The organism is Nostoc sp. JL34, assembly GCF_017114945.1.
In the GTDB taxonomy this organism is placed as follows: domain Bacteria; phylum Cyanobacteriota; class Cyanobacteriia; order Cyanobacteriales; family Nostocaceae; genus Nostoc.
In genome coordinates, this window is record NZ_JABXKQ010000116.1 from 102,642 (window position 1) to 119,757 (window position 17,116).

18 protein-coding genes, 6 tRNA genes and 1 pseudogene are annotated in these 17,116 nt (G+C 43.0%); 7 read left to right on the top strand and 18 right to left on the bottom strand.

Going from position 1 to position 17,116, the window contains the following annotated elements:
• Positions 1–28: 28 nt before the first annotated feature.
• From HWQ44_RS20780 to HWQ44_RS20800, 5 genes are all read right to left on the bottom strand, one after another.
• Positions 29–100 (bottom strand) — tRNA-Trp (locus HWQ44_RS20780).
• A gap of 3 nt (positions 101–103) precedes the next feature.
• Positions 104–179: transfer RNA gene (locus HWQ44_RS20785), tRNA-Met, on the bottom strand.
• A 10-nt stretch (positions 180–189) separates the two neighbouring features.
• Positions 190–262: transfer RNA gene (locus tag HWQ44_RS20790), tRNA-Cys, on the bottom strand.
• Between the two features lie 3 nt (positions 263–265).
• Positions 266–387 (bottom strand) — tRNA-OTHER (locus tag HWQ44_RS20795).
• A gap of 4 nt (positions 388–391) precedes the next feature.
• Positions 392–465: transfer RNA gene (locus HWQ44_RS20800), tRNA-Asp, on the bottom strand.
• A gap of 176 nt (positions 466–641) precedes the next feature.
• Between HWQ44_RS20800 and HWQ44_RS20805 the strand changes: the two genes are divergently transcribed.
• Positions 642–764: a hypothetical protein gene (locus HWQ44_RS20805; protein ID WP_292722427.1), complete on the top strand. Its 123-nt coding sequence runs from the start codon at positions 642–644 to the stop codon at positions 762–764.
• A gap of 199 nt (positions 765–963) precedes the next feature.
• Positions 964–1,812, top strand: coding sequence for a polysaccharide deacetylase family protein (locus tag HWQ44_RS20810; protein ID WP_292722430.1), 849 nt, complete (start codon positions 964–966; stop codon positions 1,810–1,812).
• 34 nt (positions 1,813–1,846) lie between these two features.
• Here the strand turns inward: HWQ44_RS20810 and HWQ44_RS20815 are convergent, their stop codons facing one another.
• The 3 genes from HWQ44_RS20815 to HWQ44_RS20825 all read right to left on the bottom strand — a co-directional run bounded on the left by HWQ44_RS20815 (position 1,847) and on the right by HWQ44_RS20825 (position 3,124).
• Complete coding sequence (locus HWQ44_RS20815; RefSeq protein WP_292722432.1) at positions 1,847–2,236, bottom strand: alr0857 family protein; 390 nt, start codon at positions 2,234–2,236, stop codon at positions 1,847–1,849.
• Between the two features lie 16 nt (positions 2,237–2,252).
• Positions 2,253–2,759 carry an HNH endonuclease gene (locus HWQ44_RS20820; protein WP_292722486.1) on the bottom strand — a complete coding sequence of 169 codons (507 nt, stop codon included), beginning with the start codon at positions 2,757–2,759 and terminating at the stop codon, positions 2,253–2,255.
• 113 nt (positions 2,760–2,872) lie between these two features.
• Positions 2,873–3,124: a hypothetical protein gene (locus HWQ44_RS20825; protein WP_292722435.1), complete on the bottom strand. Its 252-nt coding sequence runs from the start codon at positions 3,122–3,124 to the stop codon at positions 2,873–2,875.
• A gap of 71 nt (positions 3,125–3,195) precedes the next feature.
• Here HWQ44_RS20825 and HWQ44_RS20830 point away from each other — a divergent pair, with 71 nt between their 5' ends.
• From HWQ44_RS20830 to HWQ44_RS20840, 3 genes are all read left to right on the top strand, one after another.
• Positions 3,196–3,531 (top strand): hypothetical protein, encoded by a 336-nt coding sequence (locus tag HWQ44_RS20830; RefSeq protein ID WP_069070862.1) that lies wholly within the window; start codon positions 3,196–3,198, stop codon positions 3,529–3,531.
• Between the two features lie 517 nt (positions 3,532–4,048).
• Positions 4,049–6,067 carry a GAF domain-containing protein gene (locus HWQ44_RS20835; protein WP_292722442.1) on the top strand — a complete coding sequence of 673 codons (2,019 nt, stop codon included), beginning with the start codon at positions 4,049–4,051 and terminating at the stop codon, positions 6,065–6,067.
• Positions 6,068–6,075: 8 nt separating this feature from the next.
• Positions 6,076–6,663: an SRPBCC family protein gene (locus tag HWQ44_RS20840; RefSeq protein WP_292722445.1), complete on the top strand. Its 588-nt coding sequence runs from the start codon at positions 6,076–6,078 to the stop codon at positions 6,661–6,663.
• A gap of 93 nt (positions 6,664–6,756) precedes the next feature.
• On the opposite strand, the gene HWQ44_RS20845 is transcribed toward HWQ44_RS20840, so the two are convergent.
• A tRNA-Glu gene (locus HWQ44_RS20845) sits at positions 6,757–6,829 on the bottom strand.
• A 326-nt stretch (positions 6,830–7,155) separates the two neighbouring features.
• Here HWQ44_RS20845 and HWQ44_RS20850 point away from each other — a divergent pair.
• A complete protein-coding gene (locus tag HWQ44_RS20850; protein ID WP_292722448.1) occupies positions 7,156–9,075 on the top strand; it encodes a cation:proton antiporter in 1,920 nt (639 codons plus the stop codon).
• Between the two features lie 60 nt (positions 9,076–9,135).
• Here the strand turns inward: HWQ44_RS20850 and HWQ44_RS20855 are convergent, their stop codons facing one another.
• The 3 genes from HWQ44_RS20855 to HWQ44_RS20865 form a co-directional block, all read right to left on the bottom strand.
• Entirely contained in the window at positions 9,136–9,726 is a 591-nt protein-coding gene (locus tag HWQ44_RS20855; protein ID WP_292722451.1) for a cytochrome b N-terminal domain-containing protein, read from the bottom strand.
• A gap of 362 nt (positions 9,727–10,088) precedes the next feature.
• A complete protein-coding gene (locus tag HWQ44_RS20860) occupies positions 10,089–10,457 on the bottom strand; it encodes a rodlin (RefSeq protein ID WP_292722453.1) in 369 nt (122 codons plus the stop codon).
• Between the two features lie 262 nt (positions 10,458–10,719).
• The gene (locus tag HWQ44_RS20865; protein WP_292722456.1) at positions 10,720–11,415 is read right to left on the bottom strand and encodes a triacylglycerol lipase; all 696 of its coding nucleotides are present in this window, start codon (positions 11,413–11,415) and stop codon (positions 10,720–10,722) included.
• Between the two features lie 621 nt (positions 11,416–12,036).
• Here HWQ44_RS20865 and HWQ44_RS20870 point away from each other — a divergent pair.
• The gene (locus tag HWQ44_RS20870) at positions 12,037–13,629 is read left to right on the top strand and encodes a hypothetical protein (RefSeq protein ID WP_292722458.1); all 1,593 of its coding nucleotides are present in this window, start codon (positions 12,037–12,039) and stop codon (positions 13,627–13,629) included.
• A gap of 290 nt (positions 13,630–13,919) precedes the next feature.
• On the opposite strand, the gene petJ is transcribed toward HWQ44_RS20870, so the two are convergent.
• The 6 genes and pseudogenes from petJ to HWQ44_RS20900 form a co-directional block, all read right to left on the bottom strand.
• Positions 13,920–14,264 (bottom strand): cytochrome c6 PetJ, encoded by a 345-nt coding sequence (gene petJ, locus HWQ44_RS20875; RefSeq protein ID WP_292722461.1) that lies wholly within the window; start codon positions 14,262–14,264, stop codon positions 13,920–13,922.
• Between the two features lie 244 nt (positions 14,265–14,508).
• Complete coding sequence (petE, locus tag HWQ44_RS20880) at positions 14,509–14,928, bottom strand: plastocyanin (RefSeq protein WP_292722464.1); 420 nt, start codon at positions 14,926–14,928, stop codon at positions 14,509–14,511.
• Between the two features lie 231 nt (positions 14,929–15,159).
• Positions 15,160–15,651 (bottom strand): photosystem II cytochrome c-550, encoded by a 492-nt coding sequence (gene psbV, locus HWQ44_RS20885; RefSeq protein ID WP_292722467.1) that lies wholly within the window; start codon positions 15,649–15,651, stop codon positions 15,160–15,162.
• Positions 15,652–15,782: 131 nt separating this feature from the next.
• Positions 15,783–15,998, bottom strand: coding sequence for a hypothetical protein (locus HWQ44_RS20890; RefSeq protein ID WP_292722469.1), 216 nt, complete (start codon positions 15,996–15,998; stop codon positions 15,783–15,785).
• A 167-nt stretch (positions 15,999–16,165) separates the two neighbouring features.
• Entirely contained in the window at positions 16,166–17,002 is an 837-nt protein-coding gene (locus tag HWQ44_RS20895; RefSeq protein ID WP_292722472.1) for a carbohydrate ABC transporter permease, read from the bottom strand.
• Positions 16,999–17,116 (bottom strand): annotated as a pseudogene (locus HWQ44_RS20900) (sugar ABC transporter permease); the annotation flags it as partial. The pseudogene HWQ44_RS20900 and the gene HWQ44_RS20895, both read right to left, overlap by 4 nt.

Genomic DNA, 17,116 nt, shown 5'->3' on the forward strand with positions numbered 1-17,116 from the left:
TTAATCTAAAAAATCCAAAATTGTCTGACGCAGGGGCTAGGATTTGAACCTAGAACATCGGATTTGGAGTCACGAGGTGTTACCGTTACACCATCCCTGCATTTGGTGGCAGCAGCGGGATTTGCACCCGCATATACCAGGGTATGAACCTGGGGCTTTGCTAATTAAGCTACGCTGCGATCGCACCAGAGGCTGAGGTGAGATTTGAACTCACGATATCGGTTTTGCAGACCGACGCCTTCGACCACTTGACTACTCAGCCATTTGGGAGTCCCGATGAGATTCGCACTCGCAATCTTCAGCTTGAGGAGGCAGCGCGTTGCGGAGGTTCCCTCCGTTGTAGCGACTGCCGTAGGCTGACGGCTTAAACTATTGGCCTACAGGACTACAACCAGGGTGACGGGACTTGAACCCGCAACATTTCCGCAGACAACGGAACGCTCTAGCCAATTGAGCTACACCCCGATTTTTTGAATCTGTGCTTAAACTTTGAGGTTTTTAGGCACAGATTTTGTTGGTGAACTTGCCCATTTCTTATTTAGTTTTCAAGGTTCAGAAAATTGACTTTTTACTGTTAGGAAAACAACCGAAACTCTAGGTAGCAAGCCTGTTGTGTATTACGGATGTATTCAGTGGTTTTGATGAGTGCAAACTTAGAACTTTTTTCGTTTATTGCCTCTACCGCCGATGGTTTGCAAGTAAAAGCAGCTTTGTTGACTGGGGACTTTGGTTTATTCCAACGCCTGTCCTTTAGTTGTATATAGAACATAAATTTGACTCTTGAGAAGCTTTGTCTTTCGCCTCACTACAAGTATACTACAAAATACTACAAAAGGTGTCAAGGGGTTTTAGAAAGTTTTTTTAAAATTGTCTATAAAAGCTTCTGCGCTTAGATTTGAGCTTGCTAAACCCTCTGAAAAGTCAAACTACAGCTTATGATTGGTTGATCTTTAAAAGCCTGACGTGACAGACAATTACCTCAAGCGACAACAGATAATTAGTATTGTCGCGATCGCCTCTAGTATTACAGCTTGTAGTATTGCTCCAGGCACTTCCCCACAATCGGGGTTGAACCAGCCAGTAAGCAAAATCCGTACTGCACAAGTTCAAGATCCAGCAAAGGGCCAAATTAATGCCCAGCTACCGCCATCAGCCAAAGTAGAAAACCCTACTTTTACAGTCCCAGCTAAATTTCAGGGAAAAACAGTTTATAAGGTGCAACCCAGCAACAACGAAAAGGTTATTGCTTTAAGCATTGATGATGGACCTTGGCCAAAGACAACCCTAGAAATGCTGGACATCCTAAAACAAAATGATGTTAAAGCCACATTCTTTTGGGTAGGACAAGCTTTACAAGCAAATCCCGACCTAGCCAAGCGTGAAGTAGCCGAGGGACACGCCATTGGCAACCATACTTGGCATCATTGGTATCGGCGAATGGATGAAGCCACAGCTAAGAGTGAAATCGATCGCACAGCTGATCTGATATACAAAACTACAGGAGTCAAAACGTCTCTGTTTCGGCCTCCTGGAGGCTTTTTAAATAACGGACTAGCCGCTTACGCCAAAAGCCAGAAAGATGCTGTCATTATGTGGTCGCTAACTTCCGCTGATACCGATCCTCACGCCAAACCCCAGGCATTTGTAAATAATGTCCTGAAAGGCGCAAAACCTGGTTTCATTGTTTTAATGCATGATGGTGGTGGCGATCGCCACAGAACTGTAGAAGCTTTGCCACAAATCATCAGTGGACTCAAACAGCAAGGCTACCGATTTGTGACAATTCCTGAACTACTAGAAATGGCGCAATAAAGGGTGAGAAATTCTCCTCACCCGACTATTTCATTTATTCACTCATCACAGAAGCACAAGATTGAGCTTCCTGCCAAAGTTTGTGCAAAAAGAACTCAGCGCGATCGCTCATAGTAGTGACAAACACACCAATGGCATCCTTAGAACTAGCTGATAGCCAAGAACCCCGCAGGGTGACTTCCATATACTCGGCATCGCAGGCACAGAGGGCAATGATTTCTCTGTCATCTCTTTTTACCTCAGCCCTGAGTACTTCTACTCCTGGCAAATCAACAGGAAGCAAAAAGGAAGCGGTAGTGGGTTCAATGCAAAAACTTTGCCCAACTCGCAGGGCTAAAATCACTCGCTGCGCTACCCATTCTTCTAGCGACAGAGTGACACATTCCAAATCAAAACTGCTTTCGGTGTAAGTTAATTTCAGCATTCCTTATGCTCTCCTGTTATTCCAGGCTTCCTTGCATATCTATCCAAAACTGTTCAGCAAAAGAGATCGCGGGGTGCATTGGCGGTTTTGGTTTGGTACGCAGTTGCATACCAGTTTCAAACAGGGTGCGATCGCCTTTACGGGAGTTACATCTTTCACAAGCTGCGACTACGTTATCCCAAGTGTGAGAACCGCCTTTAGAACGCGGCATCACATGATCTAGCGTTAAATGTTTGCCGCTGCCGCAATATTGGCAACTGTGATGATCTCGTCGCAATACTTCCCGCCGATTCACTGGCGGAACTTTCCACATCCGCTCATTAGAAGTGATTGTCAAGCGAATGTGTTTTGGCACATCAATTACCAAACTGGGTGAGTGAACTTGCCAGCCGCCTTCTGTGGTAAAACCCAGCGGTTGCGCCTTATTGGTCACTAACAGCACAATCGCCCGTTTGATATTGACCCGACACAGTGGTAAGTAATTTTGAGAAAACACCACCACAGATTGCTCTAACACTTGCATTGCGATCGCGCCGCGCCTGGAAGATATCGTCACAGCTTCACTCCTTATAAAAAAACCCCCGCTTCTTGTTTTGGTGAAGCGGGGGTTAGAATTGACCGGAAAATTCCCTGGTCTCATATCGGTACAGGATTTCTTTGTCTGTACCCCCCGCTTTGTTCATCTAGTTGTGGTTTTGCAATTAGTGCACTAATGCTGAGATATTTATAATCATCATTACCTTCTGTGATTTGCCCATGATTTCGGCTACCATCGCCCATAAATAGATACTCCACTTCCATAGCAGCTGATTCCCAATTGGTTCGGCAATTGGTAGCGCACAAAATTGAAGTAGAGATGGGGTAAATGGATTTCACAGAAAATTTCACCTATTGAACATTCCTTTAAACATACTACACTTGTATTACTATCCTGTCTATACCTTTAAGGAGAAAAAGTGATGCATACGATCGCCCGCACCCCAACTACCGATATGGAAGTTACCAGCATCCGCCTAGAGCGGGAACTCAAAGATAAACTCAAAGAAATAGCTGGGAATCAGGGATATCAAGCTCTGATCCGAGATATCCTTTGGAATTATGTCCAGCAAAAATCAGGTGAGTGGAAGCCTCGATTTTCACGAGCCGACATTCGAGCTAGCATAGCTGCCACAGCTCAGCAGGAAGAACGCTGTGTACTGACAGGTCAATTAATTCAACCCCAACAACCGATGTTGCTAGGACTGACGAGGAATGGCGATATGGTTCCTCTAAGTGTCGAGAGCTTGGCTGGATAGTCTTATATTCAGATAAATGCAGCCCAGTTATTATTACTAATAATTGGGCTGCATTCAAAATTGAGCTTATTTTACTGAGAGTTACGGAGATAAAAAAGTAGCTTGTTAAACCTACTAGTATTTTAGAACCTGTAATAAAAATTTATAAAGTCAGTTAAGTAATTTTACGCGATCTAAAGGGCAATTTTGCTGGAATTCCAGAGAAATTACGGTTTATGTATACTTACAGACAGGATAAGGTTAGTAAATTATTTCCACATAGAGCTGTTAAAAATAAGCTAGCTGAAACATTTATAGGATATCTTAAGTATTCTATTACTTATGTACCTCTGTAGCAATTTGCTTGATACAGTGGAAACTTGGCCATCTGAGATAGAAAAGGGCTATAACAGGTGAGAGAAAGTATTCATACAATATCTGTCAATTATCAAGGTGTAGCAACACAACTAACGGTGAAGAATATGCCAAGAAGTTGGGTGCAAAAACAATGGGGTTATTATCCAAGGGCGTGCCAAGAATGAAAAAGCCTTTATCACCGCCGCCAGATTACGTAGATGACATAGATCGACTACAACCTTACCAAGTCAAGCTGATGCAGCATCAGGAAGAACCTGCCCGCGAGTTGGTACAAAAGATTAACCAAATCATTGCCAATAGCTCGGCGTCGGCATTGATGCTTCAAGATATTGCCCATTTGCTAGGAGTTGCTTTTCAAGTAGATTGCTGCTGCTTGGTTTCAGTTACGGGTGAGACATCCGATGAAGCGACTACTACTAATTGGTGCGCTGATGAGTATCTAGGGTTGCCACACCCCGAAGAGATGTTTTCGATGGAACAGTTGCTTATGCACTCGCCAGTGCTGCAATGTGCTGCCCAACCATTGACTATTGAAGACATTTCCATCATTCAGAACAGTCTGGTAATTGGGTGTCAATATTTGCCACTACCGATAAAAGCGGTTTTGGCAATTCCCACCCGCTTTGGTGGCAATAATAATGGAGTGATTAATCTGATTAAATTCCAACCCTATGAATGGAGTGAATCAGAAAAACAATTGCTCAAAGAGGTGGAGTCGGCTTGCGCGATCGCTTTTTCTGGAGTGGCACAAGCTCAACAAATAGCTCATCAAGAGCAGTACCTGCAAAAAAGCGAGCAGCATCAAAGCTTGATCAAGCAATTAACTATATTGAGTCGCAGTAACTTGGAGCTTAATCAAATGCTCCAGTTAGTTATCGCCTCTACTGCCGAATCTCTACAGGCAGATCGGGGTTTACTTATACTGCTGAAATATACAGATCCACTATTTAGGACTCCAGCTAAAAAACAAATTCCCAAAGCGAAAGCTACCGTAATTGGTGAATGGGCTAGAGAAACACAAAGTTCCCGCACTAGCAAACCAGACACTTTAGCTCAGTCTTTCTTGCTTTCAGACTGTGGTTTATGCCAGCGTATCTTCATAGATTCTGGGAAAGCAGTAATCTTCGATGACTATACAGACCAAAACGATACCTTGACAGCGGCTGCATTATTTGCAATAGAAAAATTGCCTGCGGTACTTTTAGTGCCATTAGAGAGTCAAGGTAAAATCTTAGGATTCTTGGTGCTACAGCAATCTGTGATTCGCAGTTGGCAACCAGCAGAATTAAATCTTGTGGAAATGGTTTGTGCTCAAGTGAGTAATGCCATAATTCAGTCACAGACATTACGCCAAGTGCAAACTTTGGTAGATGAACGGACAGCGAAACTCCAGAGTAGTCTGGAACTCCAAGCGAAATTGCATGAAAGAACTCGGCAGTATGTTGAGCAACTGCGAAAACTTAACGAACTCAAAGATGAATTTTTGAGTAACATGAGCGATCGCTTGCGTTATCCTCTGACAAATATGCTGATGTCAATTCGTAACTTGCGTTTGCCAGGAATAGCACCAGAGCGTCAAGTTAGATACCTGGATATCCTAGAGCAGGAATGTACAAAGGAAATCAACTTGATTAATGACTTGTTGACACTCCAGAAACTAGAGTCGCCTCATGAAGCCCCGCAATTAGAATCTATAGATTTAAATACTAGAATCCAGGATATAGCAGCATCTTTTGAGAAAAAACTCGCAGAGAAGGGATTAAGGATTTCTGTAGATTTACCAGAAGAATCGCTAAAACTGCAAACGGAACTGGAGAGTTTTGACCGCATCCTGCAAGAATTGTTAACGAATGCCTGTAAATACTCAGAGCAGGATACCGTTGTTCACCTTAAAGCTGCTCACCGAGTCGATCAACAAATTGATCAAGTTATCATGAAGGTGACGAATACAGGACGTGCCATCTCCGAAGAAGAAGCAACCTACATCTTTGACAAGTTTCGTCGTGGGAAAGGGCGTTGGACTCCAGGGACTGGCTTGGGACTTGCTCTAGTCAAGTCTTTAGTGCAGCATTTGAATGGAGCGATCGCAGTTGAAAGTGTCCAAATCTCGGATTCTGAACAGAGCGAAATTTGCTTTACCCTGACTCTGCCCCAATTTTCTGACGAAAGCAAACCATAATTCTGAAAGTGACTAAAAAACAGAACACAACAGAGAACCTTGATTTCCAGTCTCCCACTGATGACACCAACCTAGAAGGGGATCTGCTTGCGAAGGTAGAAGTTCAAATTGAGAAAATAGCAGAGCGACAGCGGCAAATCACTGCTAAAGTCCAAATTCCCCACCCAGTGGAGCAAATCTGGAAGGTTCTGACAAATTATGAAGCCTTACCAGACTTCCTCCCCAACCTCGCCAAGAGTTGTTTGATTGAGCATCCTGATGGTGGAATTCGACTGGAGCAAGTAGGCTCCCAACGCTTACTGAATTTCAACTTTTGTGCGCGGGTAGTTCTGGATTTGGAAGAAAGTTTCCCCAAAGCAATTAATTTCCGCATGGTAGAGGGAGATTTTAAAGGCTTTTCTGGTAGCTGGTGTTTAGAGCCTTATTCCTTCGGTGAGTATATAGGAACAAATCTGTGCTACACAATTCAAGTTTGGCCTAAACTCACTATGCCAGTGGGAATCATTGAAAATCGTCTGAGCAAAGATTTGCGGTTAAATCTTTTGGCTATTCACCAACGTGTAGAAGAACTAGCCAGCAAAGAACCGTATGCATAACAATAATAAACCATCATTCAGGTGTATTTCTGAATGATGGTTTTTATTGCTACATTTCAAACAAAAAAGCTTTTGCTTTTTATTGTTTTTAAGTACCCCCAGGGGAATTCGAATCCCCGTTACCTCCGTGAAAGGGAGGTGTCCTAGGCCTCTAGACGATGGGGGCATCGGACTCAGACCTTTTATAAGTTAACCAATTTCCTTGCCGTTGTCAACAGGTTTTGCCAAAAAAAGTTTGTGGCAGCTAAACTGGGTGGAAGCAAAATCTTAAAGAGGATACAAAAATATGGAGACAGAGAAAAAAGTCCGTAGATGCTTCTGTGGTCAGCCGCAGGGTGCGTCAGCGTTGAGCGCTGGGAATTTTGGGGTATATACATATCTAAAAAACGCTGAAGACATCAAGGAACAAAGGGTATGATGTTGTACCCTGTAGAGTTAATATCTACGGTTTTTTACAAGAGATTTTGAAATAAATCGCTCAAAATCTACAACATGGAAGCATCTTTTGAAATCACCATACAGATGGCGATCGCTGTCTTTGCAGGCATTAGCGCCCAAGTGCTGGCTGCATACCTCCGTGTACCCAGCATCGTCTTGTTATTACTGTTGGGCATTTTGTTTGGCTCCGATGGTATAGGGCTATTGCATCCCCATTCGCTAGGCACTGGACTAGAAGTTATAGTCGCCCTCGCAACGGCAATCATTTTGTTTGAAGGCGGACTTAACTTGGATCTGCGTGAATTAGGTAGAGTTTCAGTCAGCCTACAATTGCTCGTCACTCAAGGAACGCTAATCACCCTGCTTGGCGGGAGTATGGCTGCTCACTGGCTGGGTGAATTTCCCTGGAACATAGCTTTTCTCTATGCTTCCATAGTTGTGGTGACAGGCCCCACCGTCGTTGGCCCTTTGCTTAAACAAATCAATGTAGATCGGCAAGTGGCAACACTTTTGGAAGGAGAAGGGGTTTTGATTGATCCTGTAGGGGCTATCCTCGCCTTCGTTGTTCTCGATACGATTTTGAACGGCGATGCTGACCCCATCAATGCGATCGTCGGTTTACTCATCCGCCTGGGTGTTGGTGCGGCAATTGGTGGTGCTGGCGGTTATCTGATGAGTTTGATTTTCAAACGTGCCAGTTTTCTGTCATTCGAGCTAAAAAACTTAGTGGTATTGGCGATACTTTGGAGCCTGTTTACCTTATCGCAAATGATCCGCAGTGAATCGGGAGTAATGACAACAGTAGTTGCAGGGGCAGTCTTTGCTAACTCCTCAGTCCCGGAAGAACGTCTGTTACGCAGCTTTAAGGGTCAGCTGACAATTCTCAGCGTCTCGGTGCTATTTATCTTATTAGCTGCTGACCTGTCCATTGCTAGTGTGTTTGCTTTGGGTTGGGGTAGTTTATTCACTGTTTTGGTACTAATGTTTGTCGTTCGCCCGATTAATATCCTCTTATGTACCTGGAACAGTGACCTAAACTGGCGACAGAAACTGTTTTTAAGCTGGGTTGCTCCGAGAGGAATTGTTGCTGCTTCTGTAGCTTCTTTTTTTGCGATTTCGCTGACACAACGCGGTATTAACGGTGGTGATTCCATCAAAGCTCTAGTATTTCTCACAATTATCATGACTGTTGTCTGTCAGGGGCTAACTGCTGGCTGGATTGCTAAATGGCTGCAAATTACCTCTAAGGACGTGACTGGGGCCGTGATTGTGGGTTGTAATCCCTTGAGTCTTTTGATTGCCCGCTTCTTTCAAGAACGGGGAGAAAACGTGGTGATGATTGATACTGACCCCGAATGTCTTGTGCAAGCTGAGGCGCAAAATCTGCGGGTTATTGCCAGCAGTGCGCTGGATGCTGCTGTTTTAGAAGAGGCAGGACTTGCCTCTATGGGTACTTTTTTGGCTATGACAAGTAATGGCGAGGTGAATTTTGTTTTGGCTCAACGAGCCGCTGAGGAATTTAAACCCCCGCGTGTCTTAGCTGTTTTCCCTCGCGATCCGCAAGCGAGTACCTCGGCTAGTAATAAAGTTAATCAAGCTTTTATTCCAGACTTAGCGATTAAAACTTGGAATGAATATTTGAATGATGGGCGAGTCAAGTTGGGAACAACTACGCTCAATGAGTCGGAATTTTCTACTCAATGCGATCGCATCCAAGAAAAGATTCGGACTGGGGTGTTGATACCGCTATTGGTAGAACGAGAAGAACGCTTACAGGTAATGCCAGCTAACCAAGATTGGGAAATTGGCGATCGCATTATTTATCTGTTGCATGACCCCAGACCTAGCCTTTTAAAACGTTTATCTGGTGTCACCCAATCCACTCCCCTCTCTTTAGAGAAGTTACCAGAGGTTGAAGACCTATCCCTCGCCCAATTATCTCAACTTTCTACTAGTGAGGCTCCTGGAGGGTGAGGGGGATGGGGGACTAGAGACTGGGGGGAGAATAAAAACTCAGCACTCAGCACTCCTAACTCAGCACTCAGCTTGCCATTCCTGCCAGAGTAAAGCAGACAAATGTACTACGGCAAAAATTAGCGTCGCTACCGAAATCAGATAACTGTGTATTGTGTAAAGGTGTTCGACGGTAACTGTGTTAATGGCTCCACCGCCAGTCAGGATCTCGCGCAGTTGCCCACCAATCAAAGGAATTGCTTCGATGGTTCCTAGCTCAATGCTAAAACGCCAGTATCCTTCCTGAGTCCAATCTAAAATCATCGCTGTCCAATCCAGCCCGATCGCACTTAGAGTGAACAAAATCACACTAATCCAAGCAGCCAGCCAACTCTTGCGAAATTGCCGACCTAAGAACATCACCACAATTTGAATTAGGGCGATCGCAATTACCGCGTTACCAGCAATATCATGCGCTCTCAGAAACAACCAGCCGTATGGCAGTTGTGTATTAATCATCTTTAAGGAGTTATAAGCTCCGCCTGCTGTCGGTTCATAGTAAAAAGCAAGCAGAACTCCGGTAGATAGATAAATTAAACACAGAGTCAGAATCACGATTGATAATATCGTCGCTATTCGTCGCAAAATCTTATCGAACTGGGTGCTTTGCATGGCTCACCCCTCCTGTTCTTAACTAGGTATTTATTCTTTTCTCATTTTAACTAAGAAATATTAATAGATGTTGCACTTCTCAAATAAAAATAAATTTTTATAATATTTCCGATCGGAAACTAGCCTGCCTCAGACTTAAGTCTGAAGCTCAGAGTTTTTGTCTACTTAAGTTGACAAAAACTATTTAGGTAAATTCCATTGATGAATTTACCGCAGCCGCTGGTTTCGACTTCGCTTAACCAACTTCATAATCGAGAGTTGAGCGGAGTCGAAACTCGTCAGCATTGGTATTTTCTTCGCTAGAAATCACCTTAATAGCGATCTATAACAGTGTATTTTTATTAATATATACCATCTATATTTCAGTGATTAAGAGTACCATTTCCAGACAAAACTGGTATGTTGTCTAATATGTGTGAGAGGGGTTCATCTCCTTTTGCTTGTGTTGAATTCTCTGCACATGGTTGATTTTTTGGCGAACTTAAAACAGAGATATCTTGAACTCCTACATTTACTAAAGCAAGTACGGATTGAGCATTAGCTTTAGCAGGTAAACTTATACATGGTTTGTTGAGAGTTCCTTGAACCAATCCGAGTTGAGGAGATATACTGCCTTCTCTAGTTTTTTGGACATCTGCGGTTGTTTGAGCATAAGCAGGAATACTTATCAAGAAAAAGAGGACGCTAAGTACAACCATTAGCCTTGCAACTGTTTTGATTAAATCTTTCATAAGTCCTCTCATGTATTTGGAAAGTAAAAAAGAAGTTTTGTTGTCTACCAATATCTGATTTGTTCTATGTATTATTATGCATTAAGTTAAAGATTTTAAACCTCACATAATGTTAGAAGACTTGTGTATACACCGTAGCCTTTTTAAAGGGGCGAAGGTTTGAGGTTTTCAGTCCGTAAATCCTGTGGTCTAAAGACGACTTTAGTTCTTAGCTTAGTAATTCATTGCTAAACAATTGTTGGAAATAACGAAAGATATTAGATTAAATCAAATATTGCACCCAAGCTTTTAAGGGTTCTGGTGAGCCATACCAAATTCCAGGACTTCTAGGAGAATGTCTCACACCTTCAATTACCAGATTCTTTGCGCCTTCCAAATGAGCAGCTTCAATCGGTGTGATCCCATCTCCCCAAGTGTTGCCTTTACCACAGGTTAATTGGTAACTACTGTAAGCTAACCAACTACCTGGCCGCCTTTCTCCAAAGATAGTTTTGCCAGCCACACAAACGTAACGAACGTTTTTGTAAAAAGCTCCTGGGTAGTTATTGGTAACAAAATCTAGATTGAAACGTGTCCAGCGTTCTTGGCTAATATGGGGTGTACCCAAGGTGATGAGAGTCGCAACCAGGGGATGCGCTTGCCAGAGAAGTGGTTTGACATCACCTCGTAGCAAATAGGGCTTTTCTCCCATGTAAATGCGGGATATCCAACCTCCGGCTGAGTGACCAATTAAGTTAATTTGAGTAGCATTATATTGCTGCAATGTATGCTGAATCGTGCGATCAAGTTGTTGCAGAATCGGCGTTACGGGTCTTCCTCCCAGAGTGGGTAGCCAGTCACGCCGTCGCAGCGGGACTGTAACCGTGGGAAAATCTAATTGTTGTAAGGATTGTTCTAGTTGGCGGTAAGCGATCGCGCTTTCTAGATATCCAGGCAAAATAACTGTCGGTAACGGCATTTTAAATTTTGGATGCAATATTATTGAGGATTTGAACTTTTTTGAGGAAGAAGTAGTGATGATTCAGGAGCTAGAATTGCGATCGGCTGACTGAACTCCTTTGATAAAAACCCAAATAGCTTTGATGGGTTTTAGGTCTGGAATGTCAATAAAATTGTACAATTTGCAACAGTTTTCGGGGCTGCTGATGTGGTAGTATTTTTACATAGGGGCTAATCTCGAAGAAGCAAGTGTGCCATCTGTTACAGAAGCGTAGTTGACTGGAAAAAAGTAAGAAAAACAAGGCAACTTAAGCAGATGTTGTGATGCGCTCAGACTTGTGGGTTCACTTAAACTTTATAAATATCCCAAATATAAATTTTAATCGTGTGCATCATAAGAGTAAAAAATCAAACATAGTAGTTTTTCAAATATCTCTTTAGCAAGCTCGAATTGGAAAATATGATACACCGTCATTGATTAATTAAAAACTTGAATAAATGGCAATTTTGGCGTTTTGATTGCCAGCACAGGAAGTTATTATTTCCTTAGAGGGACGCATCTATTGCAAGAAATTGCAATATAGTCGAAAAGAGAAAATCGCTAGTCAACTGCAACTGAGCCGAGTGAACGATAACAGCCATGTCTTACGTCTCCCTGCTGAAAAATATACCAGATATCTTAAGCCAACCAATCGGGATAGCAGCGATAGCTTCCCTTGGCATCCACGGTGCGATCGCCATGATTGTGCCATTGATGCCGATGGAGTCTAACAAGCCCAAAGAAACAGCATCATCGAAAACAGTCGGACTTTTGGAATTGAGCCAAGCCGACCAAAACCGTTTGCCGCAAAGCACATCTCCCCAAGTTGGTTTACAACAATTTCCTCCAGTCGCGCCACTTTCTGCTCCGAACTTTAGCGCTCAAACTGGATTACCCTCATTGGCACCACCGCCATCTAGTCAGCTAGTACTGCCTCCGCTACCCCCATCATCGAATAACTATCGAGTCTCCTCTTTGCCTACAAGGCAGTCTTTGCGGATGATTCCTAATGATAATTTGCGATTTGACGCCTCTAAATTTGACAGTTCTAAATTCAATACCAGCCCCAAATTCTCTCCATCAGTTCCTCGTGTAAATAACATTGCCACGAAATACGAGCCACCGAAGCCGCTGGCTGTAAATAGGTTGCCAGAATTGCAGTCGCAGCAAATACCTGATGATATTCTGCGGAATGCCCAATCTCCAAACTTCTCTAACACTACCCCCATTGCAACGGCACAAGAAAATCCGACTTCACAAATAACGCAACCGGGCAATAATATGCCTAGAATTGCTCAAAACCCGCTGATAAATTCTCTAAAACAAGCTCCAAGGAATGGGGATACTTTAATCGCAACTAGGGGAGCCATGCCCCAGACAGCCAATTTATCGGTGAAGGGAACTCAACAGGCAATTGCACAGCTAGACTCATACGCAAACCTGAGAAAAGAAGTTCAGCAAGAATATCCAAACGCTGAACAAAAACCAGTCATCCGCCAAACATTAGCCACGGATAAGCCGAATCTTGAAGGTGCTGTTTTGGGCGTGTTGGTGGTAGATCCTGATGGCAAGGTTTTAGATATCAAGTTTCAAGACAAGTTAGTTTCCCCGGAATTGCAATTAAAAGCAAGGGAATACTTCAACAAGCAATCCCCCAAGGGAGATAAACAGATTAGTTCATATCCATTTAATCTGCTTTTCCAAAAAAACAGTAGCAATATTACTGGGACTACTCAAGAGCTAAGACCCTCGTCATTATCTACACCAGGAATCAATAACAATCAGCTTATCCCCTCACCAGCAGGTACTTCTAAACCATTACCCGACCTGCGAATCAGAAATAACCAGCCTACCTCCTTACCAGCAGTTACTCCCAAACCATTATCTGAACTGCGAATCATAAACAACCAGCCCACGCCTTCATTGGGAGGTACTCTTAAACCATTATCTGCACCGGGAGGCAATAGCAATCAACTTACGCCCTCACCAGCAGCTACTTTTAAACCATTATCTGAACTGCGAATCAGAAATAACCAGATCACGCCTTCATCGGCAGCTACTACTTCCGAATCTTTATTGCTACCCAGAGTCAATAAGGCTCAGGCTTCACCCTCTGCTGAATCGGATCAAAAATTAGTAGAACAGTTGCGCGAAGTGAAGGAAAACAGAGAAAAGTCTAATCCAGAACAATAATCACCAGCGGGTGATTTTGGATTAAGAAATAGCTAAAAGCGATGAATGATAAAAATTGTGAATTTATCATTCATCTTTAAAATATCGTTTTTAGGAGTTGACGAACTAGCGATCGCTAGTTCGTCAATCAGCATACTTAAGTTTTAATTTAGTTTGAAGTTATACCTATAAATACACTTAGGGATTTCCAATCAATAAATCATCCAATGTTGTGGGGCTAACGTCTCATCCGCTTTTAATTACTGACGGGCAAGATACCCACCCCACAAGAACTAGACGGTATAGCTACTTTACCAGCCTTGTTCTGCATTTTGGAATACGTAAGCAGCTACCTCCAAAATCTCCTCAGGACTTAACTTGCCTTTAAAGGCAGGCATGGCATTTTTCCCATTTTGCACTTGGTGGATAATTGCCTCGATTGAGTCGCTATTATAATTTTCTAGGTACTTTGACAATGCTTCCTTTTTCAAGGTTTTCTGGCTGATAAGGATGTTACCGCCACCTATATGGCAAGAAGCGCAGTTAGCCTCGAAAATTTTAGCACCATTGGATGTTTCGGCAGCTAATGCTGGACTAATGAATGTCAATTTGAATAGAGCGATCGCCGACAGTAAAATTAATAAAAGTATTCTCAACAGAATTTCCTCGCAACAAGCCTCCAGCAAGAGTATAAACGCGATTAATCCCCGATTAAGTCAAATTTGATCAAAATTGGCGGTAACGAGTTCACTCCTCCATCGCTACAGGTTGTCTAGCGTCTTAAGGGAGGATAGGAATCGCTACCGCCATTTATCCATTTTGTGCGTCACTCTAGGAGTGTGGCGTGTTGCTATGAGCTAATTTCACTGAGAAATCATCTTGTGTCAAATGGTGGTGTTTCTAGCCTTGGACAGTGATTGTTCCAACCATGCCAGCCCCACGGTGAGGTTCACAGTAGAAGGTGTAGTCACCAGCAGGTGCATCTGCTGCAAAGGTGGTTGTTTCCTTTTGCCCAGGACTCATGAGCAACTTCTTATGAGACAGAGATTTAGCTAAATCGGCGCTCTTGCTGGGGTTTTTGGCAGCATCAAACACAACATTATGGGGAGGAACTTTATTGTTCACCCATTCAACTGTGTCGCCTGGTTTAATGGTCAACTTTTTCGGTTCAAATGCCAGCATTCCTTTATCACTACCCAATTTCACCTGGTAGGTTTCAGCCGAAGCACTGGGAGTAAAAACAGCAAAGCTGCTAACAACTAAAAGGATTGTCAACACAGCTAAACTAAGGCGTCGCAAGCTTGCCGAAATTAATTTCATAGACTCTCTCCTAACAAACAATTTTTTTCTCTTTACTCATTTTAAATAAAATCAACGCCAAAGTATGACAATCTGTCATAGATCCATTTTTTTTTTAAGAATGGAGAGCAATTTATTGCAAAAAGCTGTGCAATTAGTAGTAAATGGGGACTGGGGAATGGGGAGTGAATTCTTCCCAATGCCCATTCCCCTATTCCCAATGCCCTATTCCCAATGACTCAGTTTCGGGATTTAGTAATAGATTTTTCCGCCTCCCCACTTAGTACCAACGATTTTGGGTTGTAAGAGAATATGACCGGCGATCGCCTCCAAGTCATCATCCGTCAGATTTCGCACTGCTGTGAAAATATCTGCGCTTTTGAGACTGGGGTGTATTTCGGAAATCTCTTCTTCCCCGTCGTAAGTAGTAGGATTTTTCAGGTAATCTACTAAACCTTCAATGTTGTTACGGTTAGGAGTTGCCAGTGCCAAGTCCTCTGGAGTGAGTCCCACGTTTTGGTTTGTCTTGGTAACTCCACCAGCATGACATTGGGCGCAAGCGTAATTAAATAAGCGTTTGCCTTCTTTGACTTGTTTAAGGCTGAGTACGACGGTATCACCTTGAGTATTTAATGGCACTGTTCGGGTAGCTTCGTCCAGTTCCACTGCTGTCGCGCTACCGACAAGCAACTGAAACGAGAGTAAAACAGTAGCCACAACAACGCCAATTAGTCTTCTAAACATGTTTCCCCTTAAAAATTTTGACGCTCAACACAGCTAAGAACGCGATTCTCAATCTCCAAGCTGCTAATTGCTAATGACTGATTATTTTTTGTCATTAGCTATCAGTGATTAGCCAAAGCCGAGATAACCCTTTAGGTGACTTCGTTATCACCCACTGAGTCGCTAGTACCTTTTGGGCGTATTTCAGACGATATTTGGGAAATAATTGCCTTTGCATCTTCTAACGCCAAACGGGTCTTTTGGTGTTTGTAGGCGATTCCCAGTTGGTTGCACAGAGAAAACACTTGTTCTACAGGAATGCTGTAGTCGGCTGCTATCTCTGCGATCGATAGGTCTGCAAAACCCATAATGCTTGTTTAACTGATAGATAGAGATTGAGTCGCTGTAATACCAATATCACGTTAGGAGTGCAATTTGTTGCCCAAAATACTGTTTGGGGAATGGGGCATTGGGCATTGGGCATTGGGCAGGAGAAGAATTTGACTAATGACTAATGACCAATGACTAATGACTATTAACCTTTTCCCCCGGTAAAGGTAACGCTTTGAATAAAATAACGATTAAAAAAGGCGTAAATGCCTAAAGCTGGGAGGGTAAAGATCATAGAAGCCGCCATAATGTAGTTCCAGTAGCTAATGTATTGACCTTTGAAGGTGTTCAGCCCCAAAGGGAGAGTAAACATTTCTGGGTCAAATAGGATAACTATAGGCAGTAAAAAATTATTCCAACTTCCCATAAACACAAAAACCGCCTGCGCTGCTAGTGCTGGTTTTGCCAAAGGTAAGACAATATGTCGAAAAATTCCAAAGGTATTCAAGCCATCAAGTTGCGCTGCTTCTTCTAGTTCTTTAGGAAAATTAACAAAAAATTGCCGCATCATGAAGATAAAAGTGGCATTAACCATGCTAGGTACAATCATGCCTTGATAAGAATTTAGCCAGCCGATCGCTTTTAAAATCAAAAATGTGGGAATCAGGGTGATTTGCGTCGGTACTGCTAGTACTGCCAAAATTAGGAAGAACCAAAAGCGCTTACCCACAAAGTGCAGTCTTGCCAAGGCATAACCAGCCATTGAATTTAACAACAAGTTTAAAAGCGTAATGCTGACGGCGATCGCTATACTGTTGAACAACCAGCGCCAAAATAGCGGTTCTTGGAGAAAGATTTGCCTGTAGTTGTCAAGAGTAAAATTCTTGGGGAGAAAGTTGGGTTCACCACTGACAATCTCTGTTAGTGGCTTAAATGATGCTGAAAGTGCCCAGAGAAAGGGAATTAGGGTAATGATGGCATAAAGTGTCAGCAAGACGTACAACAGGGCTTTGAGCCAAGATAAGCCAGAGGTGTTAGTCAAATTCGTTCGCCTCCGAAAAGTCGCCGCTGAATCAAAGTGATGGCAATGATCACTGCTGTTAACAAAAATGCGATCGCAGCTGCATATCCCATTTGTAAATTCCGAAACACAGCT